Origin of the sequence: Ensifer sp. 22521, from assembly GCF_052044795.1 — a bacterium.
Taxonomy (GTDB): domain Bacteria; phylum Pseudomonadota; class Alphaproteobacteria; order Rhizobiales; family Rhizobiaceae; genus Ensifer.
This window is the reverse complement of the sequence record NZ_JBQENM010000002.1, coordinates 291,018-312,870: the sequence shown is the minus strand read 5'-3', so window position 1 is coordinate 312,870 and position 21,853 is coordinate 291,018. Positions and strand designations below refer to the sequence as shown.

21 protein-coding genes are annotated in these 21,853 nt (G+C 63.3%); 14 read left to right on the top strand and 7 right to left on the bottom strand.

Features of this window, described 5'->3' with window-relative positions:
- Nucleotide 1: 1 nt before the first annotated feature.
- Nucleotides 2-1,096 (bottom strand): tRNA (adenosine(37)-N6)-threonylcarbamoyltransferase complex transferase subunit TsaD, encoded by a 1,095-nt coding sequence (gene tsaD, locus ACTJKE_RS03600; RefSeq protein ID WP_112995689.1) that lies wholly within the window; start codon nucleotides 1,094-1,096, stop codon nucleotides 2-4.
- A 74-nt stretch (nucleotides 1,097-1,170) separates the two neighbouring features.
- Here tsaD and hemC point away from each other — a divergent pair, with 74 nt between their 5' ends.
- The 6 genes from hemC to ACTJKE_RS03570 all read left to right on the top strand — a co-directional run bounded on the left by hemC (nucleotide 1,171) and on the right by ACTJKE_RS03570 (nucleotide 7,253).
- A complete protein-coding gene (gene hemC / locus ACTJKE_RS03595; protein WP_112995688.1) occupies nucleotides 1,171-2,100 on the top strand; it encodes a hydroxymethylbilane synthase in 930 nt (309 codons plus the stop codon).
- Nucleotides 2,101-2,104: 4 nt separating this feature from the next.
- Nucleotides 2,105-2,818, top strand: a complete 714-nt coding sequence (locus tag ACTJKE_RS03590; RefSeq protein ID WP_113132358.1) for a uroporphyrinogen-III synthase — start codon at nucleotides 2,105-2,107, stop codon at nucleotides 2,816-2,818.
- Nucleotides 2,819-2,974: 156 nt separating this feature from the next.
- A complete protein-coding gene (locus tag ACTJKE_RS03585; RefSeq protein WP_112995686.1) occupies nucleotides 2,975-4,243 on the top strand; it encodes a COG4223 family protein in 1,269 nt (422 codons plus the stop codon).
- 121 nt (nucleotides 4,244-4,364) lie between these two features.
- Nucleotides 4,365-6,002 carry a heme biosynthesis protein HemY gene (locus ACTJKE_RS03580; protein WP_112995685.1) on the top strand — a complete coding sequence of 546 codons (1,638 nt, stop codon included), beginning with the start codon at nucleotides 4,365-4,367 and terminating at the stop codon, nucleotides 6,000-6,002.
- 26 nt (nucleotides 6,003-6,028) lie between these two features.
- Nucleotides 6,029-6,511: a TerB family tellurite resistance protein gene (locus ACTJKE_RS03575; RefSeq protein WP_057254984.1), complete on the top strand. Its 483-nt coding sequence runs from the start codon at nucleotides 6,029-6,031 to the stop codon at nucleotides 6,509-6,511.
- A gap of 1 nt (nucleotide 6,512) precedes the next feature.
- The gene (locus ACTJKE_RS03570; RefSeq protein WP_058321716.1) at nucleotides 6,513-7,253 is read left to right on the top strand and encodes a glutamine amidotransferase; all 741 of its coding nucleotides are present in this window, start codon (nucleotides 6,513-6,515) and stop codon (nucleotides 7,251-7,253) included.
- A gap of 33 nt (nucleotides 7,254-7,286) precedes the next feature.
- Here ACTJKE_RS03570 and ACTJKE_RS03565 read toward each other — a convergent pair whose 3' ends face one another.
- Nucleotides 7,287-8,528 (bottom strand): MFS transporter, encoded by a 1,242-nt coding sequence (locus tag ACTJKE_RS03565; RefSeq protein ID WP_058325708.1) that lies wholly within the window; start codon nucleotides 8,526-8,528, stop codon nucleotides 7,287-7,289.
- A 134-nt stretch (nucleotides 8,529-8,662) separates the two neighbouring features.
- Here ACTJKE_RS03565 and ACTJKE_RS03560 point away from each other — a divergent pair, with 134 nt between their 5' ends.
- Together ACTJKE_RS03560 and ACTJKE_RS03555 are read left to right on the top strand one after the other, a co-directional pair.
- On the top strand, nucleotides 8,663-8,956 hold the full coding sequence (locus ACTJKE_RS03560; RefSeq protein ID WP_093233116.1) for a YggT family protein: 294 nt from the start codon (nucleotides 8,663-8,665) through the stop codon (nucleotides 8,954-8,956).
- A gap of 2 nt (nucleotides 8,957-8,958) precedes the next feature.
- Nucleotides 8,959-9,276: a DUF167 domain-containing protein gene (locus ACTJKE_RS03555; protein ID WP_057254980.1), complete on the top strand. Its 318-nt coding sequence runs from the start codon at nucleotides 8,959-8,961 to the stop codon at nucleotides 9,274-9,276.
- 2 nt (nucleotides 9,277-9,278) lie between these two features.
- On the opposite strand, the gene ppa is transcribed toward ACTJKE_RS03555, so the two are convergent.
- The gene (ppa, locus tag ACTJKE_RS03550) at nucleotides 9,279-9,812 is read right to left on the bottom strand and encodes an inorganic diphosphatase (protein WP_057254979.1); all 534 of its coding nucleotides are present in this window, start codon (nucleotides 9,810-9,812) and stop codon (nucleotides 9,279-9,281) included.
- Between the two features lie 161 nt (nucleotides 9,813-9,973).
- Here ppa and ACTJKE_RS03545 point away from each other — a divergent pair, with 161 nt between their 5' ends.
- A complete protein-coding gene (locus ACTJKE_RS03545; protein WP_057254978.1) occupies nucleotides 9,974-10,576 on the top strand; it encodes a hypothetical protein in 603 nt (200 codons plus the stop codon).
- Between the two features lie 131 nt (nucleotides 10,577-10,707).
- On the opposite strand, the gene ACTJKE_RS03540 is transcribed toward ACTJKE_RS03545, so the two are convergent.
- The 3 genes from ACTJKE_RS03540 to ACTJKE_RS03530 all read right to left on the bottom strand — a co-directional run bounded on the left by ACTJKE_RS03540 (nucleotide 10,708) and on the right by ACTJKE_RS03530 (nucleotide 15,008).
- Nucleotides 10,708-11,214: an N-acetyltransferase family protein gene (locus tag ACTJKE_RS03540; RefSeq protein ID WP_440691182.1), complete on the bottom strand. Its 507-nt coding sequence runs from the start codon at nucleotides 11,212-11,214 to the stop codon at nucleotides 10,708-10,710.
- A 202-nt stretch (nucleotides 11,215-11,416) separates the two neighbouring features.
- Nucleotides 11,417-13,243, bottom strand: coding sequence for a translational GTPase TypA (typA, locus tag ACTJKE_RS03535; RefSeq protein ID WP_058325711.1), 1,827 nt, complete (start codon nucleotides 13,241-13,243; stop codon nucleotides 11,417-11,419).
- A gap of 199 nt (nucleotides 13,244-13,442) precedes the next feature.
- Entirely contained in the window at nucleotides 13,443-15,008 is a 1,566-nt protein-coding gene (locus ACTJKE_RS03530) for an alkaline phosphatase D family protein (protein WP_112995683.1), read from the bottom strand.
- Between the two features lie 262 nt (nucleotides 15,009-15,270).
- On the opposite strand from ACTJKE_RS03530, the gene ACTJKE_RS03525 reads away from it, so the two are divergent.
- Nucleotides 15,271-16,581 carry an amidase gene (locus tag ACTJKE_RS03525; protein ID WP_058325751.1) on the top strand — a complete coding sequence of 437 codons (1,311 nt, stop codon included), beginning with the start codon at nucleotides 15,271-15,273 and terminating at the stop codon, nucleotides 16,579-16,581.
- 486 nt (nucleotides 16,582-17,067) lie between these two features.
- Here ACTJKE_RS03525 and ACTJKE_RS03520 read toward each other — a convergent pair whose 3' ends face one another.
- Nucleotides 17,068-17,229, bottom strand: a complete 162-nt coding sequence (locus ACTJKE_RS03520; RefSeq protein ID WP_192495158.1) for a hypothetical protein — start codon at nucleotides 17,227-17,229, stop codon at nucleotides 17,068-17,070.
- A 242-nt stretch (nucleotides 17,230-17,471) separates the two neighbouring features.
- Between ACTJKE_RS03520 and ACTJKE_RS03515 the strand changes: the two genes are divergently transcribed.
- The 4 genes from ACTJKE_RS03515 to ACTJKE_RS03500 all read left to right on the top strand — a co-directional run bounded on the left by ACTJKE_RS03515 (nucleotide 17,472) and on the right by ACTJKE_RS03500 (nucleotide 21,605).
- The gene (locus ACTJKE_RS03515; protein ID WP_113132357.1) at nucleotides 17,472-17,981 is read left to right on the top strand and encodes a hypothetical protein; all 510 of its coding nucleotides are present in this window, start codon (nucleotides 17,472-17,474) and stop codon (nucleotides 17,979-17,981) included.
- A gap of 160 nt (nucleotides 17,982-18,141) precedes the next feature.
- Nucleotides 18,142-19,275: a PspA/IM30 family protein gene (locus ACTJKE_RS03510; protein WP_112995681.1), complete on the top strand. Its 1,134-nt coding sequence runs from the start codon at nucleotides 18,142-18,144 to the stop codon at nucleotides 19,273-19,275.
- Nucleotides 19,276-19,280: 5 nt separating this feature from the next.
- Nucleotides 19,281-19,910 carry an OB-fold-containig protein gene (locus tag ACTJKE_RS03505; protein WP_112995680.1) on the top strand — a complete coding sequence of 210 codons (630 nt, stop codon included), beginning with the start codon at nucleotides 19,281-19,283 and terminating at the stop codon, nucleotides 19,908-19,910.
- A gap of 21 nt (nucleotides 19,911-19,931) precedes the next feature.
- Entirely contained in the window at nucleotides 19,932-21,605 is a 1,674-nt protein-coding gene (locus tag ACTJKE_RS03500) for a flotillin family protein (protein ID WP_113132356.1), read from the top strand.
- Nucleotides 21,606-21,853 lie beyond the last annotated feature (248 nt).

Here is a 21,853-nt window from a genome sequence, read left to right as displayed (position 1 = left end):
ATCATGCCTTGGCGCCGCGTTTGCCGGAGCCGAGCAGTGCCTGCGCTTGGGCGTCGAGCGGCCAGCGCGAGCGCGGCGCAACGTCGAGGCCATCGGCCACCATGCCCGCCGCCAGGCGCTCCGCACCGGCCCAGGCGATCATCGCGGCATTGTCAGTGCAAAGCGAAAGCGGCGGCGCGATAAAGTCGAAACCGGATTGAGCGCACAGGGTCTGCAGCGTCGAACGCAGCATCTGGTTCGCGGCAACGCCGCCGGCAACCACCAGGGCCGGACGCGCCACGCCCGCGTGTTCCGCCTTGAAGCGCTTCAGCCCGCGCCCGACGCGATCCTTCAGCGTGCGCGAGATCGCACGCTGGAAGGAAGCGCAGATATCCGCGATGTCCTGCTCCGTCACGGGCTCCAGCGATTGCGCCGCCTGGCGCACCGCCGTTTTCAGTCCCGAGAAGGAGAAATCGAGCCGGGCGTCACCGACGAGCGGGCGCGGAAAATCGAAACGCTGGGGATTGCCGGCGAGCGCCGCACGCTCGACCGCCGGACCACCCGGATAGGCAAGACCGAGCAGTTTCGCCGTCTTGTCGAAGGCCTCGCCAAGCGCATCGTCGATCGTCGTGCCCCAGCGCTCGTATTCGCCGACGCCCTTGACGAGGATAAGCTGCGTATGGCCGCCGGAGACGAGCAACATCAGATAGGGAAAGGAAAGTCCGTCCGTCAGCCGCGCCGTCAGCGCGTGGCCTTCGAGATGGTTGACGGCGTAGAGCGGCTTGCCGGTCGCGCGCGCGATCGCCTTGCCGGTCATCAGCCCGACGATCAGGCCGCCAATCAGACCGGGACCACTTGTCGCAGCGATCGCATCGATGTCGGCAAGCGTGACGCTGGCGCGCAGCAGCGCCTCCTCGATCAGCGTGTCGAGCGCTTCCACATGGGCGCGCGCGGCGATCTCCGGAACCACGCCGCCATAGGCGCTATGCTCTTCCAGCTGGCTCAGAACGACGTCGCCGAGAATGTGACCCTTGCCGTCGGAATCGCGCAAAATAACGGAAGCGGCGGTTTCGTCGCAGCTTGTTTCTATGCCGAGGATGCGCAGGGGCGGAGACATCAGAGTATACTCAAAGATTGCGGTCGCACCGAAAGGTGGGTACACGGAACTCCGGTAACAATGGATAGCCTTTGATGCAAACAAAACCTTTCCGGATCGGCACGCGCGGCAGTCCGCTGGCGCTCGCACAAGCCCATGAAACGCGCGATCGCCTCGCAGCGGCGCATGGTCTGGCGCCGGAAATGTTCGAGGTCGTCATTCTCTCGACCAAGGGCGACCGGATCACCGACCGCTCGCTCGCCGAGATCGGCGGCAAGGGCCTGTTCACCGAGGAGATCGAGCAGCAATTGCTGTCGGGCGAACTCGATTTCGCCGTGCATTCGTCCAAGGACATGCCGACGAAGCTGCCGGACGGGCTCTGTCTTTCCGCCTTCCTGCCGCGCGAGGACATTCGCGACGCCTTCATCGGCCGCACGGCACCGAAACTGATGGAACTGCCTGAAGGCGCCACTGTCGGTTCCTCGTCGCTGCGCCGCCAGGCGCTGATCCGCCGGCTGCGGCCGGATCTCCACGTCATCACCTATCGCGGCCAGGTGGAAACGCGGCTGAGAAAACTCGCCGAGGGCCAGGTCGATGCAACGCTGCTCGCCTATGCCGGGCTGAAGCGGCTCGGCATGACCGACGTTCCAACCGAACTGCTGGACCCGGCCGATTTCCCGCCGGCCCCGGCGCAAGGCGCGATCTGCATCGAAAGCCGGGTCGGCGACAGCCGCATCAACGACCTGCTCGCCGCCGTCGACGATCCGCGCACCCATGAGGCGGTTACCTGCGAGCGCGGCTTCCTCGCGACGCTCGACGGTTCCTGCCGCACGCCGATCGCCGGCCTCGCCACCTCGGATGGCACCCATCTCAGTTTTTCCGGCATGATCCTCACGCCCGATGGCCAGACCCATCATCGCGTCACGATCGAAGGCAAGGCCACCGACGCCGAAGCGCTCGGCAAAAAGGCGGGCGAGGAAATCCGCGCCAAGGCCGGCCCGGGCTTCTTTGCAAGCTGGACCTGAGCCGATGCGCGTGCTCGTCACCCGGCCGCTTCCCGCCGCCGAGGCGACTGCGCGTCGGCTGGAGGCTGCCGGCCACCAGCCGATCCTCCTGCCATTGATGCGGGCCATGCATCTGACCGCCGTTGCCGAAGCAGCGCTAGACATACCGTTTGCAGCCATTGTCTTGACCAGCGCCGAAGCGGTTCGGGTCCTCGCCGCTCTGGGCGGCGAAATGGAAAAGCATCTGAAAACCCCATGCTTCTGCGTCGGCGAGGCGACTGCGCGGGCAGCACGAGAACTTGGCTTCACCGATCTCCGCATCGGCGATGGCACCGGCGAAGCGCTGGCCGGGCTGATTGTTTCGGCCGTCGGCACCTTGCCGAAACAGCCGCTGCTCTACCTGACCGGCTCTCCGCGCTCCGATGGTCTCGAGGCCGCCCTCAGGCATCATGGCATCACTCATAGAACGGTAGAATGCTACCGCATGGAACCGATCGCACACCCGCCTGACACGCTACGGGATCTCGTGCAAACCGGCCGGCCCGACGCCGTTCTGCTCTATTCCCGCGAGACGGCTCGACGCCTGGCGGCATTGCTGCTGGAGGGCTGTCTGGACGCTGCGTCCTTCAGCCCGCGCTATCTCTGCCTGAGCGCTGCCGTCGCCGAGGCGCTGCCAAGCAACGTCATGGCGCAGATTGCCGCAAAGCCCGACGAAGAAAACCTTTTTAGTTTGATCTAAAATGGGATGAAGAAAAATGTTGGCGGTTTTCCGCCCGCATTCCACGTCACTCCAGGGCCGATTCAGCCAAAATCGAAACGGAGGGGCTTTCCCTCACCGTTCGGGCTGACTAGGTTTGGGAGAAGAGCCGACAGGAACCAACGGTAAGAGGTCACCATGGTATCGGAAAACCCGCCGCGCCGCTCGAAGTCCGAGAAGGAACCGCTGACGATCGACCTCGAAGCGGAAAAAACCGTTGCGGAACCGGCTGAGGCCGAAACAACCCGCGAGACGGTGACGGACGTGGCAAGCGAAAGTCCGACAAGCGACGCCAAGGCGGATGAGACGGCAACGGACAGCAGCGATGACAGCGCCGCCGGATCGCGCCTGGAAGAAGAGATCGAGGAGCAGCGTGCCGACGCGGCCGCAGCCGTCTTCGCCGAAGAACCGCCGCACGCGGCACAGGAGACGGAACCGGCGCCTCGACAGAAACCGGTGTCGAACTCCGGCGCGCTCGCCGCCGGTATCCTCGGTGGCCTTGTGACGCTGCTCGGCTTTGGCGGCCTGCAATATGCCGGCATCGTCCCCGGACTTGGCCCTGAGCGTGGCGTCGAGCAGAACATCTCCAGCGAACTGCAGGCACTGCGCGATCAGGTCGCAGCACTGCCCACGACCGCCGCAGTCGTCGACAACACGGCGCTCGAAGGCCGCATCGCCGCCCTCGAACAATCAGCCGCCCAACCCGGCACGAACGGCGCGCCGAGTGCCGAGGTCGAAACGCTGAAGGCGGAGATCGACAACCTTACCAAGGAACTAGCAGGGCTGAAGACGACACTCGCCGACGCCCAGCAGACGGCGACAACGGAGAAGGCGGAACTGACGAGCCGCATCGAATCCGCAGAGCAGAAACTCAACGAGCCGGTCAACGACATCCAGATGGCTAAGGCGGTCGCGGTCACCGCGCTGAAGTCGGCAATCGATCGCGGCGGCCCCTTCCTCGCCGAACTCGACGCGCTGCGCAGCATCGCACCGGACGAACAGGCCGTCGCCGCTCTGGCCCAGGACGCTCAGGTCGGCGTGCCGACCCGCTCCGATCTACGGCGCGAGTTCCCGAAGACGGCCGACGCCATGCTCGACGCCCTCAATCAACCCGATCCGAACGAGGGCATCTTCGACCGGCTGGTGTCCAGCGCCATGTCCGGCATTCGCGTACGCCCTGTCGGCAGCGTCGAGGGTGAAACGCCCGAAGCCGTCATTGCCCGCATCGAGGACAAGCTGAACAATGGCGATCTCAAGGGCGCTGCCCTGGAGTGGGATGGCCTGCCGGATGCCGCCAAACCGGCGGGCGAGGCCTTCAAGGCCAAGCTCGACCAGCGTCTGCGTGTCGAAGCCGCGATCGATGCCGCCGTCGCCGCGACGATGGCAAAGCCGGGCACAGAGGGCTAGAGCGGATGAGGAAAAGTGTATGCGGTTTTCCGCCCGCATCCCGCTCTAACTTATGGAAAACGATCATGTCTATGACTTTGGGTCGGCGACCCAAAATCATCGTGATCTGAGGGAACCAGATATGATCCGCATTCTGATTTTCATCCTGATCGTGCTTGGTCTCGGCCTCGGCTTCGCGTGGCTCGCGGACCGACCGGGTGAACTTTCGCTGGTCTGGCAAGGTCAGCTCATCGAGATGAGCCTGATGCGCGCCGCATCACTGCTGATTTCGCTGATCGCGGCCGTGCTGATCGCCGTCTGGCTGGTACGCACCATCTGGCTCTCGCCCCACACCGTCACCCGGTATTTCCGCGCCCGCAAGCGCGACCGTGGCTACCAGGCGCTTTCGACCGGCCTGATCGCTGCCGGCGCCGGCGACGCCAATCTTGCCCGCAAGATGACCGCCCGCACCCGCGGATTGATCAGCGCCGACCAGGAGCCGTTGATCCACCTGCTCGAAGCGCAAACCGCCCTCATCGAAGGCAAGTACGACGACGCGCGCCGCAAGTTCGAGCTGATGGCCGACGATCCGGAGACCCGCGAACTCGGGCTTCGCGGCCTCTACCTCGAAGCCAAGCGCCTCGGTGCCCACGAGGCCGCCCGGCAATATGCCGAACGCGCCGCCGAGAAAGCACCGCATCTGCCATGGGCGGCTCTCGCGACGCTCGACAGCCAGAGCCAGGCTGGGGAGTGGGACGATGCTCTGCGTCTTCTCGACAAGAGCCGCGCCGCCCATGTGGTCGAACGCAAGGAGGCCGACCGTAAGAGGGCGGTGCTCTTGACCGCCCGAGCGATCACAAAGCTCGACGGCGACGTGAAGGGTGCCCGCGACGATGCGCTTGCGGCACTGAAGCTCGACGAACATCTGGTGCCGGCGGCGCTGACGGCCGCCAAGGCGCTGTTTCGCGAGGACAACCTGCGCAAGGGGACCTCGATCCTGGAGAAAAACTGGAAGCACGAGCCTCACCCGGACGTGGCGCGGCTTTACGTGCGTGCCCGCGGCGGCGACACCGCCGTCGACCGGTTGAAGCGGGCGCGCAAACTTGAAGCCCTCAGGCCCAACAATGCCGTGGCGATGGCAGCTGTCGCCGAGGCCGCGCTCGAAGCGCGCGAACTGCTTCTGGCCCGCACCAAGGCGGAAGCCGCCGCCAGGCTCGATCCGACCGAGAGCGTCTTCCTGTTGCTCGCCGACATAGAAGAAGCCGACACCGGCGACGAGGGCCGCATCCGCCACTGGATGGCGCAGGCCCTGCGCAGCCCACGGGATCCGGCCTGGACTGCCGACGGCGTGACGTCGCCGACCTGGCTGCCGGTCTCGCCCGTCAGCGGACGGCTCGATGCGTTCGAATGGAAAGCGCCGCCGCATACGCTTTCGGCGACCGTCGACCACGACCAATCGAATGCCGACGAAGCGATCCGCAGTCTGCCGCCGGTGGCCGCGGAGCCGCGTGCGCATGAACCGGCCCCCGTAGCCCGCCGCAGCGAAGCGCCCGTCATCCTCGAGGCCGAACGGGAACCGCAACCGATCAAGGTCACGGAGCGCAAACCGTCCGAGCCGATCGCCGACAAGACTCCGGTCAAGAAGACGGAGAAGGAAGAGGTTACCAACGGCGAGCACATGCCTGATCCCTTCTTCGGCCGTCCGCCGGATGATCCCGGCGTGCGCGATCCAGCTACCGGCGAGAAGGCGCCGGAAAAGGCTAGTTTCCGACTGTTCTGAACTCTCAAGGGGCTGTGGCAGAATACATGTTTGAACGCTTACGGACGTTTCTCGACGGCCTGACCGGCCCGGCGACGCGGATAGAGCACGGCGATCCACGCGTGGCGGTCATCGCCCTCTGTTTCCAGGTCATGGAAGCCGACGGCCGGATCCTTGCGTCCGAACGGCGCAAGATGCGATCGGTCATCAAGCAACACTACAAGCTCGACGATGCCTCGCTTGCCGCGCTGATCGAAGCGGGCAAGACTGCCGAAAGCGAGGCGATCGATTACTACCAGTTCACCGCCGAGCTCAAGCGCCACCTCTCGGAGGAACAGCGCATCGAACTCGTCGGCATGCTCTGGGATATCGTCTATGCCGACGGCAAACGCAGCGAAATGGAAGACCACGTGATCTGGCGCATCGCCGATCTGCTCGCCGTCTCCGGGCGCGACCGGGTGTTGCAGCGGCAGGAGGCCGCAGCGAGAAGCGACACCGTCGAGGACGCCGAGCCGCAACAGGAAACCTGAAATGCCGATGCCGGACACAAGCGCGCGAAAACCAGTCTTGATCATCCTGCATCAGGAGCGGTCGAGTGCCGGCCGTGTCGGCCAGATTCTGGAGCAGAAGGGCTTTCGGCTCGACATCCGCCGGCCGGCCCTTGGCGATGACCTGCCGCCGACCCTGGAGCATCATAGCGGCACGATCATTTTTGGCGGTCCGATGAGCGCCAATGACGAGGAAGAGTTTGTCCGCCGCGAGATCGACTGGCTGTCCGTGCCGCTCAAGGAGAACAAGCCCTATCTCGGCATCTGCCTCGGCGCGCAGATGCTGGCGCGCAATCTCGGCGGCTCCGTGGCGCCGCATCACGAGGGCATGACCGAGATCGGCTGGTATCCGCTGATCGCAACCGATGCCGGCAAGGCGCTGATGGATTGGCCTGATATGGTTTACCATTTCCACCGCGAGGGTTTCGACCTACCTGCCGGAGCCGAGCTGCTCGCAACCGGTAACACCTACCCCAACCAAGCCTTCCGCTATGGCGACAATGCCTGGGGCATTCAGTTCCACGGCGAGCTGACACGCGCGATGATGCACCGCTGGGTCGTGCACGGCGCGCACCGCTTCGAGATGCCCGGTGCCCAGGTGGGCAAGGCGCATCTCGATGGCCGCATGCAGCATGACGGTCCACTGCGCACCTGGATGGAAAACTTCCTGGAACTGATCTTCCTGCGCGATGAGCGGCCGGAAGCAATTCCAGGAAGACCGTAAGACCCCATAGGAGCCCCCCTGGGGCGTGCGCCCTTACTTGTGGTGGTCGGGCACGTCGAGCGTGTCGATCTTGCGCAGTTGCGGGAAGCCGAGCGCCCAGAGCCCGGACACGAGCAGCGTGCCCATGCCGCCGAAGACCACCGCAAAGACGGCGCCGAAGCCGGATGCCATCATGCCGGCACGGAACTCGCCAAGCTCGTTCGACGCGCCGATGAACACCATGTTGACGGCGTTGACCCGGCCGCGCAGCTCGTCCGGCGTCCAGAGCGTGATCAGGATTTCGCGCACATAAACCGAGATCATATCGGCAGCGCCCATGACGATGAGCGCGGCGATCGATATCCAGGGCGTCGCCGAAAGACCGAAGACAACGGTACCGAGCCCGAAGAGTGCGACACCGGTGAACATGTAGAAACCGGCACGGTGGCGGATCGGATGCGCCGCGAGCCAGACCGCCATACTGACGGCACCGATACCCGGAGCGGCGCGCAAGAGGCCGAGACCCCAGGGACCGAGATCGAGGATGTCGCGGGCAAAGACCGGCATCAGCGCCACCGCACCGCCGAGCAGGACCGCGAAGAGATCGAGCGATATCGCGCCCAGAACCACCTTTTCGGCCTTGATGTAGCGGAAACCGGCGGTGATCGTCTCCCAGCTCTGGGCGGAGGCTTGCGTGCGGGTCGCGGGCCTCGGGATGGCAAAGACCATGAGCGCGGATGCCAGGAAGAAGCAGACGCCGACGGCATAGGGAACGACGGCGCCGAGCGCATAGATCAAGCCGCCGGCAACGGGGCCGACGATCATCGCCGTCTGCCAGGACGTGGAATTCCAGGCGATCGCATTGGGTAGGTCTTCGGGCGGCACAAGGTTGGGCGCCAGTGACTGGGACGCGGGCGCCAGGAAGGCGCGTTCGATGCCGAAGACGACTAGGATTGCATAGACCGGCCAGGGCGAAAACAATCCGGATACCGTCAGCAGCAGCAATGCCGTCGCGCAGAGCGTGCTGATGACCATGCAGATCCCCATGATCATGCGCCGGTTGTAGCGGTCTGCAGCCGCGCCAGTGACGAGGATCAGCACCAGTGACGGCAGAAACTGGAAGAGGCCGATCAGGCCGAGATCGAACGGGTCACGCGTAAGGTCATAGATCTGCCAGCCGACGGCGACCGAAATGATCTGGATCGCGAAGTACGCCAGGAAGCGCGAGAAGAAATAGCGGCGATAGCCGACATGCCGAAAGGCGGCAAAACGATGCGAGGCATGAACGGCGGACATGCGGAAGGGGCTCCTGCTGAGGCTCGGTTATCGTGCGGTCCCATGTTAAACATGATCGCGCCCGATAAACCGGCGTACTTGCTCGTTTAGGTCTCAATGTCTACATGTCTGTCAATAACGATTTGGAGACCGGCATGCTTGCTGTCATCGGCACCTTGAACTTCATCATCAACATCGCGTGGTTTCTGGTTATCGCGTCGGCCATCTTTTCCTGGCTCTACGCGTTCAACGTCATCAACGTGAACAACCAGGCGATCAACATGATCGGCCGCTCGCTCTATCAGCTGACGGAGCCGCTCTATCGCCCGATCCGCCGCGTGCTGCCCGACATGGGCGGCGTGGACCTGTCGCCCCTGGTGGTGCTGGTGATCCTCTATTTCATCCAGCTCTTCCTGAACACGACGGTCGCGCAGGCGCTGCTTGGCTGACGATGGCCAATCCGGCCTTCACCGCGCATGGCGACCACGTTCGCCTGACGGTACGCTTGACGCCGAACGGCGGCCGCGATGCCATTGATGGCTTGGAAGCGGCTGCCGACGGGGAAGAACATTTGAAAGTGCGCGTCAGCGCGGTTCCGGAAAAAGGCAAGGCCAACCAGGCGCTGATTGCCTTTCTTTCGAAGAAGCTCGGGCTTGCCAAGAGCAAGCTTTCCCTCATCTCAGGCGAAACGCAGCGCAAAAAAATCCTCCGGATCGATGGCGACCCGGAGGATTTGATAGAGCGACTTGCACAGTTGGTCGGCAAGTAAACTTACTTGGCGCCCTTGGCGCGCTCGACGGCTTCCTTGATCAGCTGCCTTGCGACGGAAGCATCCTTCCAACCAAAAATCTTCACCCACTTGCCGGGCTCCAGATCCTTGTAGTGCTCGAAGAAGTGCTCGATCTGCTTGAGCGTGATTTCCGGCAGGTCGGTGTATTCGTGCACCTTGTCGTAGCGCTGCGTCAGGTGAGCCGACGGAACCGCGATGATCTTTTCGTCCTGGCCGGAATTGTCTTCCATCATCATCACGCCGATCGGGCGGACATTGATGACGCAGCCCGGAACGAGAGGGCGGGTGTTGCAGATCAGAACGTCGATCGGATCGCCGTCGTCCGAGAGCGTGTGCGGCACAAAGCCGTAGTTACCCGGATAGGTCATCGGCGTGTAGAGGAAGCGGTCGACGACCAGCGTGCCGGCTTCCTTGTCCATCTCGTACTTGATCGGATGGCCGCCGACGGGAACTTCAACGATGACGTTGACATCTTCTGGTGGATTCTTTCCGATGGAAATCGCGTCGATGCGCATGGATCTACTCCAGGGTCAGTTTGAGAAGTTTGCCCCGTCGGATAAAGGGAAACATGCCGCGATGCAACATAACTTTCGTCCGAAATGCAGATTCAACCGGTCGTTTTGTCATCACCGAACGACCCGCATGATCGTCAAAATCTCGTTCGAGGGAGTTCACGATGAACGGAAAGGTTGCATGCCTGTCGCTGGTCCTGTTGTCCGCCGGACCCGCGGTGGCCAATGAGAGCGTCTATGTCAACGTCAGCCGCGAAAAGTGCAAGACGATTAAAGAGGAGCCGGGCAGGTACTCCCTGATGACCTGCCCGGGCCATGGCGATTATCCGGCTCATTTCAAGGAGATGGATATCCGCCAGAGCTTCTCCTTCGGTCACCTCAACGAGCGCTACCGCAACGAGGCGTTCGAAACCTTCATCCCCTTCAACCACGCCGGCGCCACAGTGGAATGGCGCATCGTCAAAGGCGGCACCCCGGTCGCGACGATCCTGCGCTGGTTCATCGAGAACCCCGACCCGGCGACGGGAGCATCGGCACCTGCGCTTGAAGGGCAGGTTCTCGTCGTCTCCACGGTAGCCCAGAAGGACGACGGCAAGGGCTGCGTCGCCGGCTATGTCGATGCGCTCGCCAATCCCGATCCCAACGCGCTCGCCCGCAAGATCGCCGACGAGGTGGCGCCGACCTTCCGCTGTGGCGTCGACAAGGCGGTCTACCATGGCACGCAAGGCGACAAGGCAAGCGCACCACGCAACGAACTGCCGGAATAGCGGCTGATCTCAACCGGAAGCGGGAAAGCCTAGAGCGACGTGCGTTCAAATGAACGCACAAAGGATGCTCTAGCACTTTGATTCTAGAGCATCTTTCCGCCTCCAGTGATTCCACTTGAGAGCGGGATGCTCTAGTTCCAGGCGAAGCCGACCTTCTTCAGATGCTTGTCGCCGAAATCTTCCATGCCTTCGGCGATGTCCGTGCCACCGGCGCCCTGGAAGAACTGGTAGGCGTGCTCACTATCCTCGAGGCACCAGACGACGAGGCCGCGGCAGCCGAGCGAACGCAGCAGGCTCTTGGCTTCGCCGAAGAGAATGCGCCCGAGACCGATGCCCTGATATTCCGGCCGGAGATAGATCTCGTAGATCTCGCCTTCCTGCGGCAGGGCCTTGGCGCGGCTGAGGCCGAGCGTGGCGTAGCCGGCAATGGTTCCGGCCACGTCGACGACGAGCAGCGTAGCAGGCCCGCGTGTCGCCTTGCGCCACCAGACCTCGTCGCGGCGGTTGACCATCTGAACCAGGGGACGGTGGGGGATGAGACCGCCATAGGCTTGCAGCCACGAAACGCGGTGCACACCGGCAATTGCCGACGCTTCCTGCGGCTCTCCGGGCCGAATCTCTATCGAAACAGTCTTCATGACTCGCGACTCTAAACGCACACAAGGCGAACAGGAATCCCGCCCGGTTGCCGGCCAGCGTTAACCCACAGGCAACTTTAACGGCACCCTATGGAAGGTTAACGCCTTTTTAACTTTATCCGCAAGTCGCCCATCCGTGGCACACACAGCAAAAAACCCCGGATCGCTCCGGGGTTTTTTCAGGCTCGGTAATGTCAGAAGCTTAAGCCGCGCCGGCGGTGCGGGCCTTCTCGAAGCGCTTGCGATCGTTCGGGTCGAGATGCAGCTTGCGCAGACGGATCGACTTCGGCGTGACTTCGACGAGTTCGTCGTCCTGGATCCAGGAGAGCGCGCGCTCCAGCGTCATGCGGATCGGCGGCGTCAGGCGAACAGCTTCGTCCTTGCCGGCAGCGCGCATGTTGGTGAGCTTCTTGCCCTTGAGAACGTTCACTTCCAGATCGTTGTCGCGGGTGTGGATGCCGATGATCATGCCGGCATAGACCTTCTCGCCGGCCTCGATGATCATCGGGCCGCGGTCTTCCAGGTTGAACATCGCATAGGCAACCGATTCACCGGCATCGTTCGACAGGAGAACGCCGTTGACGCGACCACCGATCTCGCCCTTGTAAGGCTGGTAGGCGTGGAACAGGCGGTTCATGATCGCCGTGCCGCGCGTGTCGGTCAGTAGTTCCGACTGGTAACCGATGAGGCCGCGGGTCGGAGCGAAGAACACCAGACGGACGCGGTTGCCGCCGGACGGACGCAGTTCGACCATCTCGGCCTTGCGCTCCGACATCTTCTGAACGACGACGCCGGAGTGCTCCTCGTCAACGTCGATGACGACTTCCTCGATCGGCTCGAGCAGCTGGCCATTGTCGTCCTTGTGCATGACGACGCGCGGACGCGACACGGCAAGCTCGAAGCCTTCGCGGCGCATGGTTTCGATCAGAACCGCGAGCTGCAATTCGCCGCGACCGGAGACGAAGAACGAATCCTTTTCCGAAGATTCCTCGATCTTCAGCGCAACGTTGCCTTCGGCTTCCTTGAACAGACGGTCGCGGATGACGCGGCTCGTGACCTTGTCGCCTTCGGTGCCGGCAAGCGGGCTGTCGTTGACGATGAACGACATGGTAACGGTCGGCGGGTCGATCGGCTGTGCCGTCAGCGCTTCCGTGACCGACGGATCGCAGAAGGTGTCGGCGACGGTGCCCTTGGTCAGGCCGGCGATCGCGACGATGTCGCCCGCCTGTGCTTCTTCGATCGGCTGACGCTCGATGCCGCGGAAGGCGAGGATCTTGGAGATACGGCCGGTTTCAAGCAGCTTGCCATCCTGGCCGAGAACCTTGACGGCCTGGTTCGGCTTGACGGAGCCGGAATAAACGCGGCCGGTGATGATGCGGCCAAGGAAGGGGTTGGCTTCGAGAATCGTGCCGATCATGCGGAACGGGCCTTCGGCAACCGTCGGCTCCGGTACGTGCTGCAGCACGAGGTCGAGAAGCGGCGCCATGCCCTGGTCCTTCGGACCTTCCGGGTTGACGTTCATCCAGCCATCGCGGCCCGAACCGTAGAGGATCGGGAAGTCGAGCTGCTCGTCGGAGGCGTCGAGGTTGGCAAAGAGGTCGAAGACTTCGTTGATGACTTCTTCGTGGCGACCGTCCGGACGGTCGATCTTGTTGATCGCGACGATCGGCTTCAGGCCGACCTTCAGCGCCTTGCCGACGACGAACTTCGTCTGCGGCATCGGACCTTCGGAAGCGTCGACGAGAACGATGGCACCGTCCACCATCGACAGGATGCGCTCGACTTCACCGCCGAAGTCGGCGTGGCCGGGGGTGTCGACGATGTTGATGCGCACGCCCTTCCACTCGACCGAGGTCGCCTTGGCGAGAATGGTGATGCCGCGCTCTTTTTCGATGTCGTTGGAGTCCATGACGCGTTCGGCAACGCGCTGGTTTTCGCGGAACGAGCCCGACTGCTTCAGGAGCTCGTCAACAAGGGTCGTTTTCCCATGGTCAACGTGCGCGATAATCGCGATGTTACGAATGCTCATTTTTCGTCTCGGAGGTTCAGGGCAAGCCCCGATGGGCCACGCCGCTTTTTCAATGGTCGCGCTCATACAGGTTTTTTTGCGATTGCGAAAGGGGGCGCGCGCATCAGTGCCGCGGTCAAATGCCGGTAGGCCATGGGTTTGCAACCGCCAGGGGTCTCGCGTGAGGGGTTTGGAAAGCTGTTGGCCGCGACCAGATTCGTCATGCAATCGCGGCCGGATCGAGCGTCACGCGCCACAGTTCCTGGTCCTGCCGGTCCATCAGCCGCACGGTCATCTGCTGCGTCTGACCGTTGATATCGACGATGCCGAAGAACTGTAAGCCGGCCGATGGCGGCAGGTTACTGTCGATGCCGCCGCCCGACGCCTTGATGAAGCGGACCTCCGGCCCGAAGGTCATGTCGAGTTCCTTCGGCCCATAGGTGCCGGAATGAAGCGGCCCCGACACGAACTCCCAGAAAGGCGTGAATTCCTTGAACGCGGCACGCGTGGGATCGTAGTGATGCGCGGCGGTATAATGTACGTCCGCCGTCAGCCAGACGAGGTTGTCGATGCCGTTGTCGCGGATGAAGCGCAGGAGATCGGCAAACTCCGGCTCGCGCCCCGAAGGTAGGCCGTTGTCGCCATTGGCGATGGCGTCGGAGCCGCGCTTATTCGTGTAGTCGTCCCAGACCACGAGCCCGATCGGCATGTCGCAGGCAATCACCTTCCAGACCGCGCGCGAAGCGGCAAGCTCGCGCTTCAGCCAATCCGCCTGCCGCCAGCCGAACAGCGCGCCGCCGCCGTCTTCGCCCTGGTTGGCGCCGCGATAGGAGCGCAGGTCGACGAAGAACACATCTAGCAGCGGCCCATAGCCGACCTTGCGGAAGATGCGGCCGGGCTGCGTCGCGACGTTGCGTATCGGCGTCATCTCGTGGAACGCGCGGGCTGCCCGTTCCGCGTAGACGGCGACGTCCTTTTCCGGATAGCGGGCATCGTCGCGAAGGTCGGTCGAAGCCGACCAGTTGTTCAAGACCTCATGATCGTCCCATTGATAAAAGGTGGGACAGACGGCATTCAGCTGCCGCACATGATCGTCGAGCAGATTGTATTTCCATTGCCCGCGATATTCCTCGAGCGTTCGCGCCACGTCACGCTTTTCATGGGTCACCACCCGGTTCTTCCAGACGCCGCCGTCGCGCAGCTGGATCTCGTCAGGAATAGGATTGTCGGCATAGATCGTATCGCCGGAATGGATGAAAAAATCCGGCTCATGCAGCCGCATGGTCGAATAGGTCTTCATGCCGACATCATCGATTCCCCAGCCCTGGCCGGCGGTATCGCCGGACCAGACGAAGCGGACCGAGCGCTTGCGCAAGGGTGCTGTGCGAAACCGGCCGGTGACCGGTTCGGAGACCCGGTTGACATCATAAAGATCGGTGGCGGTGAACCGGTAGAAGATGTCCTGGTCCGGCAGCAATCCGTCGAGCGAACACTTGATCGCACAATCCGTCTGCGGCGTCGCTGTGAGATCGGCAAGGCGAACCGGATTGGAGAAGCTCTCGGTGGTCGAATACTCGACCGACACCTTCGACGGTCGATCCACCCGCGTCCAGATCATGCCGGAGGACGTATCGACATCGCCCGATTGCACGCCATGTATGAACTCCGGCCGGCCGTAGCCTCTCGCATAGAAGGGTGTCGCAAGACCGGACGAAGCCACGAAGCCCGCGGCACCAGCGGAAAGCAGAAAAGAACGCCGGGAAAGCGTCTTGAGGATATCGGCCAAACAGACCTCCGATTCGGCAGCGCGACCGCGCGTACCGGACCTTTGGTCATACCGATGTCAGCGGCGTAACAACGGCATGAAACTATTTGAACGGTTTGGCGACAGTTCAGTGAAGGTAGGGGCACTTCGCTCTGCATCGGAGCAATGGCTTTCGCTGCCAATGCTGCTATCAAAGTAGATAGCTCGGCAGCTTTCGCGAATCCGGGCAATGATCCCGCCTCATGCCGCCGCGCGGCGACACCGAAATCGACAGGTCATCATCGTGTCTCACTTTGCCAACACGCCCGCCCGCGATCGACTGGAACAGATCCTGAGCCGGCTCAACGATCGCCGGCACGAAGAAAAAGCCTTCGTGCGCCTCTATGCGGAACGTGCCCGCGCGGAAGCTGATGCCGCCGACCGCCGGCGGCAAGGCGGCGCGAGCCTTGGTGCGCTCGACGGCAAGATCGTTTCGATCAAGGATCTCTTCGACGTGGCGGGCGAGCAAACGCTTGCCGGTTCCATCATCCGTCGCGATGCGGCACCGGCCCAAAGAGACGCGCTCGTCGTCCAGCGGCTGCGCGCCGCGGGTGCCGTAATCATCGGCAAGACCCACATGACCGAGTTCGCCTTCACCGCGGTCGGCCTCAACCCGCACTATCCGGTGCCCGGAAACGCCACCGACCAGCGGCTCATCCCCGGCGGCTCGTCTTCCGGTGCCGGGGTTTCGGCGGCCGAAGGCACCTGCGACATCGCCATCGGTTCCGACACCGGCGGCTCGATACGAATCCCCGCAGCGCTCAACGGCATCGTCGGCTTCAAACCGACGGCCAGCCGCGTTCCGCTCGATGGTTCCTTTCCGCTGTCGCCGAGCCTCGATTCGCTCGGGCCGCTCGCCCGAACCGTTGCCGATTGCGCGATAACAGACGCCGTGATGGCCGGTGAGCAACCGATACCGCCTGTCGCCCGCCCGATTGCAGGACTTCGCATCGGTATTCCCCGGGGAAGGCTGCTCGAAGAGCTCTCGCCCGAAATCGCCAATGCCTTTGCCGCAAGCCTCGACCGGCTGGCCAAGGCGGGCGCCGAGATCGTCGACTGTACACTCGATGACTTGATTGAGCGGCTTGCCGAAGCAACGCGAATCGGCTCGATCGCCGGCCTGGAAGCAAGCCGCATCCATGCCGGCTGGCTAAATGACGATGGTGCTCCCGTCGATGACAGGGTCAAGCTCCCGCTTCGCCGCCGCCTCACCGTACCGGATGCAGCCATCTCGGCCCTGTTGGAAACTCGGCGCGCACTCGCCGCCGCCATGGACGAGCGGCTTTCGCCCTTCGATCTCATCGCACTGCCGACGACACCGATCGCCGCCGTGCCGATCGCCAGCGTCGAAACGGACGTGGCGGAATACAACCGCGTCGAGGGACTGCTCCTACGCAATTGCCAGGTTGCCAACCAGTTCGATCTCAACGCCATCACCCTGCCGATGCCGGGTCTCGTGCGGCCGGCCGGACTGATGCTGGTTGGGCGAAACGGAACCGATGCGACCGTACTGGCCTCAGCCCTTTCGGCCGAGGCGCTGCTTCAGGAAAATTGAGCGTCGCCCGATGGTCATCGAATGAAACACCGGCCTGTAAACAGGCCGGTTCAGCAGTCGCTGTCGATAAGGACATCGAGCGGGCACGAATCCCGTCGAAATCGGACCCCGCAACGCCCTGTTCTCTACGGCCGATCGCTCGCGCCTTGATGCGCCAAGCATGCCGAGTGAAGTGCGCGCCGATTTTGCGACAGCGATATGCGATGAAGCAGAATTGATCGCGGCGCGCTTTAGCGTGAGCGTTTCAAGGCCCGAAGGATCAGCCAGACGGGTACGCCGATGATCAGCAGCGCCATGACCATATGCCAGATAGAAAATGTCATGCTCATACGCCTCCCCTAGCGCTGGCGATAAGCGGCCGCGAACTCTCCCGAAATCCGACGCGTCGCCGATTGGAACCCGGCCAGAATAGGATATCCATGATTCGATTCGCAACCGATGGTGGATTACGTTCCAAGAATACTTCGTGGAGGAGACACGCTCCGCTCAATGCATCGTTTCGCCGGAGATCTCGTCGCGGAGGATGCGGAACGCATCTTCAAGCGCGGCGACCAGGACATCGGTCAGTTCGTCGCCGTCATTGTTCGCGAGATAGAGGGCAACCATCGAATCGGATGGGTCGCGGTAATGCTCGATATCGTTTGACATATCATTGTCCTTCATTCGCCGTGTCACATCCCGGCCATTGAGGTGACGATAGGCAAAGGGACTTGCGTAAAGCTGGACGCATGATGTGCGAGGAAGGGCACTCTGCACGCAGCTGCGCGTTATACTCATGTGCTCCCTAACGGGATCGACCTCCAAAGGATAGAGGATAGCGACCTATTTCGCTCGCGCCCGGCGCGCGAGCGCGCTAGAGCATGTCGCGGACGAACGACGCGGGAACGAGCATGTCGAAAAAAATCAAGCGCGACGAAACCGTTGACGTGCAGCGCCTGAAGCTCGATTTCCCTGATATTCATGCGGACCTGCTGGCCGGCCGCATCCCATCGCTGCGCAAGGCGCTTGTTGCGGCAGGGCTCAAGGACGAGCGCACCCGCCTCGACAAACTCAAGAATTCCTGGACCAAGGCAAGCCCCGCCGAGCGTGAGACTTTCCTGAAGTGGCTGAGCAGCAATGGCGCCGTGGAAATGGCCTCCGCACAAGCAGAAAACGATCCGCCGCTCGTGGCGCACCAAGCCGCGGCGATTGCCAGCGGTCGCTATCTCCTTCCTGAAACGATCGCCGAAATCCGCACCATCATGAACCGCCGCCGGATGCGCGCGAACGACATCATGGCCGAGATGGGTTTTGCAGGCGACGACATGTCCCTCACCCGCGCTTTGTCCAAGGGCGCAAGCCTGCGACTGTCCGTCATCGCCGCGCTGGAAACCTGGCTCCGCAACAACGCAGCGGATTGAGTCCGCCGGGCGATTTCGCACCTCCGGCGTCACCCTCCTCCGCCGGTCCCGACCCGCTTTTCGAGCGCAACGGTCGTGGCCGCGTTCAATGTAAGAAAATTACAACCTAAAACTGAGCCGATCCTTGAAAGCACAAAAGCGGTGCTTTATGTAATTACTCATGGCTCAGAGCAACCACACGTCGATCTTGTGCTACGACCTCGCGCCTGACGAGGAGGCCAGACACGCGCTGGAGGAAACCTTCGTCGCCTACGCCAATATGCTCGCAATGCTCGATGAACTGGCCGGTGAAAAGGCGGGGGCCAACCTCGTAACCCTGCACGAGCTTGCCTACGAAACGGTCCGCGAGCGTACGGGGCTTCCGGCACGGATGGTCACGCTCGGACTGCGCGACTTCGCGGCGAACCGGGGACAGGCGGCCAACGCCGAAAGGCTGCCGCTGGACGACAAGCTTTTTGCAATCAAGGGTCCGTCGGATCTGACCGTCGCCACCGTGCGCGGTCGCGTCGCCATCCCCTACGATGTCGCCGGCTATTCGCCCGGCACCTTGAATATCTTCGCCGCCCAGCTCGTTGCACAAGACGGCGGCTATCAGATCCACATCGGCGTCACCACGCATTCCGACCGAACGGAGAAGAAAATGATGACGAATGAAGGCATCCTATCGCGCATGGGCCGCTTGATCGCCGGTCTCGCCAATGCCGCCGTCGACAAGGCGGAAGGCAGCAACAAGATCGTGATCGTCGAACAGGCGCTCCGCGAAATCGACGCCGCCGCCGAAGAAGCCCGGGTCGATATCGGACAGGCGCGTGCCGAGGAATACCGCATCCTCAGCCGCCGCGACGAAATCGGCGCTGATCTCACGAAACTGGACGAAAAGATCCGGACCGCGATCTCCGCCGCCCGAGAGGACCTCGCCAAGGCCGGCGTCGCACGCCAGATCGATCTGGAATCGCAGCTTGCCGCTCTGGACAAGGCGCTGGCCGGCGCCCGCACCGATCTCGAAGAGGGCCAGCAGGCGCTCCAGGCGGTCCTCGCCACCCGCCGCGAAGCCGAAGCGCGGCTCGCCGATCTCAAGCGCAGCATCGCCCAGTTCCCCGAGAGCAAGGCATCCAGCCTGGCCAAGCCGAGCCCGGTGGAAGGCGCGGCCCGCGCCGCCGCCGCCGTCTCCCGCGCTACGGGCGTGCCGGGTGGAGAACAAGGAAGCAGCGCCGAGCTGGACGAACTCGACCGCCTGCATCGCGACCGGGCGATCGAGGCGAGGCTGGCCGCGCTCAAGGCAAGGCAGCACTGACGCCCATGCTGTTTTTCCTCGCCCCGGAATCCCTGCCATTCGCGGTTGCGGCGGTGATGCTGGCCGCCTTCACCGGCATCGAGATCCTCTGCCTGCTGCTCGGCTTTTCGCTGGGCGAGGCGATCGACAAGGCCTGGCTGGACGACCACAACGCGCTGGGCGGACTGATGTCCTGGTTCAATGTCGGCGGCGTGCCGCTGCTTGTTCTGCTGATGCTTTTCCTCGGCCTCTTCGCCATGTCCGGGTTTGTCATTCAGGCGGTGGCAGGAGCCCTGTGGGCGCCGCTGCCGGCGCTTGCCGCGGCCCTGCCGGCGCTCGCCTTCTCGCTACCCGCAGTTCGCGCGTCGAGCCGGTGGGTGGCGAAGATCGTCCCGCGTGACGAAAGCTATGTCGTCGACCTCGGCGATTTCGTCGGCCGCAGCGGCGAAGTCACTGTCGGTCCGCTGGACCAGGGCCTGCCGGGACGCATCCGCCTCAAGGATCGCCACGGCAACTGGCACGTACTGCGCGCGCGGGCCGCCCGCAACGAGCAGCCGATCGCCATCGGCGCGCAGGTGCTGATCGTTGATCGCGCATCAGACATTTTTATTGCGATATCCGCGCCGTCGGACCTGCTGACGCCGCCAAACCCTTAATCCTTCCTCATCGGAGCAACCATGTTTTACGAACTCTTGGTGCCGGCCGGCATCGGCATCGTCCTGATCCTCGGCATCGGCTTTGTTCTTGCATCGCTCTATACCCGCTCGAGCCGCGATGAAGCCTATGTGCGCACCGGCCTCGGCGGCCAGAAGGTGGTCCTCGACGGAGGCTCCATCGTGCTGCCGATCTTCCACTCGATCGCCCGCGTCAACTTGAAAACGCTCCGCCTCGAGGTCCGCCGCGGCGAAGGCGACGCGCTGATCACCAAGGATCGTATGCGCGTCGATATCGGCGCGGAATTCTATGTCCGCGTCAAACCCGATGCCTCCTCGATCGCGCTTGCGGCCCAGACGCTCGGCGACCGCACCAATGACGCGGAGCAACTGCGCGTGCTGATCGAGGCGAAGTTCGTCGACGGCCTGCGCTCGGTTGCCGCCACCATGAGCCTCGACGCGCTGCAGGAGCAGCGCATGGATTTCGTCAAGGCGGTGCAGGAGGCGGTCGGCGCCGACCTGCAGTCGAACGGTCTCGAGCTCGAATCCGTTTCGCTGACCCGCCTCGACCAGACGGATATCAAGCATTTCAACGCCAACAACTTCTTCGACGCCCATGGCCTGGCGGCGCTGACCCGCATCACCGAGGGCCGCAAGAAGGAGCGCAACGAGATCGTCCGCGACACCGAAGTCGCCATCGCCCAGAAGGACCTGGAAGCCCGCCAGCAGTCGCTGGCGATCGAGCGCACCAAGCGCGAGGCGGAACTGAACCAGGAGCGCGACATCGCCAACAAGTCGGCCGCCACCCGGGCCGAAACCGCGCAGCAGGAGCAGGCCGCCAAGCGCGCGGAAGAAGAAGCCCGCATTGCCACCGAACAGGCGATTGCCGAGCGCGAGGCGACCGCCAAGCAGGTTCGTGAAAGCGCCAACATCGACGCGACCCGGTCTGTCCAGCAGCGCGACACGGAAGCCAAGCGCGATCTGCAGATCGTCTCTCAGGAAAGCGCCATCGCCGTCGCCAACAAGAGCCGCGAGGAATCGGAAGCCAAGGCCAAGGCCGAAAACGCCCGTGCCCTAGCGATTGCCGCAGAAGAAAAGGTCGAAACCGCAAAGGCCGTGGAAATCGCCGAACGCGAACGCCAGATCGCCGTCATCGACGCCCGCAAGAACGCCGAAACCGAAGCAACGGCCGTGACCGTTGGCGCCGAAGCCGAAAAGCAGGCGGCCCTCGACCAGGCCGATGCGATCAAGACGCTCGCCACCGCCGAAGCCGAAGCGGCCATCATCAAGGCCAAGGGCGTGCTCGAAACCGGCAAGGCCGCGGCCGAAAGCGAGGCCCTGCTCAACGAAGCCCGCAACAAGCTGAGCTCCGCCATCATCGAGTTCGAGATCCTACGCGAGCGCATCCGCATCATTCCCGAAGCGCTGGCTGAAGCGGTCAAGCCGATCGAGAAGATCTCCGACATCCGCATCTTCGACACCGGCGGCATGCTCGGCCGCGGTGCAGGCGGCGAAGGCGCCAAGAACGGCATCGGCCTCGGCGACGGCCTTGCGGGCCAGCTACTCGCCTATCAGGCCAACAAACCGGTCCTCGACCAGCTGCTGAAGGAGGCCGGCTTCAACGGCGAAAACGCCATTTCCTCGCTGCTCGGCGACCTACAGGCCCCGGCACCTGCGGAGAAAGCACCGAAGAAGTAAGGCAAGACTGACAAGATCCCTGACCCCTTGTGGGGCCGGGGATCCGACTGTGAGCAGTCACCGACGCTGCCGCTCCGACCGGGAAATCCGGCCTACGAGCTGGAGAACGTCCGCCCGCCTCGCTCCCTTTTTGGCGACAGGCCATGGGTCGGTCAAAATGCGGGCGCACCGTGGCGCGTGTTGCTTGCCCCGAGCGCCGCCGTTTCCGCAAGTTGCCGTGAACTGGGCAAATACACCCACAAGTGCTA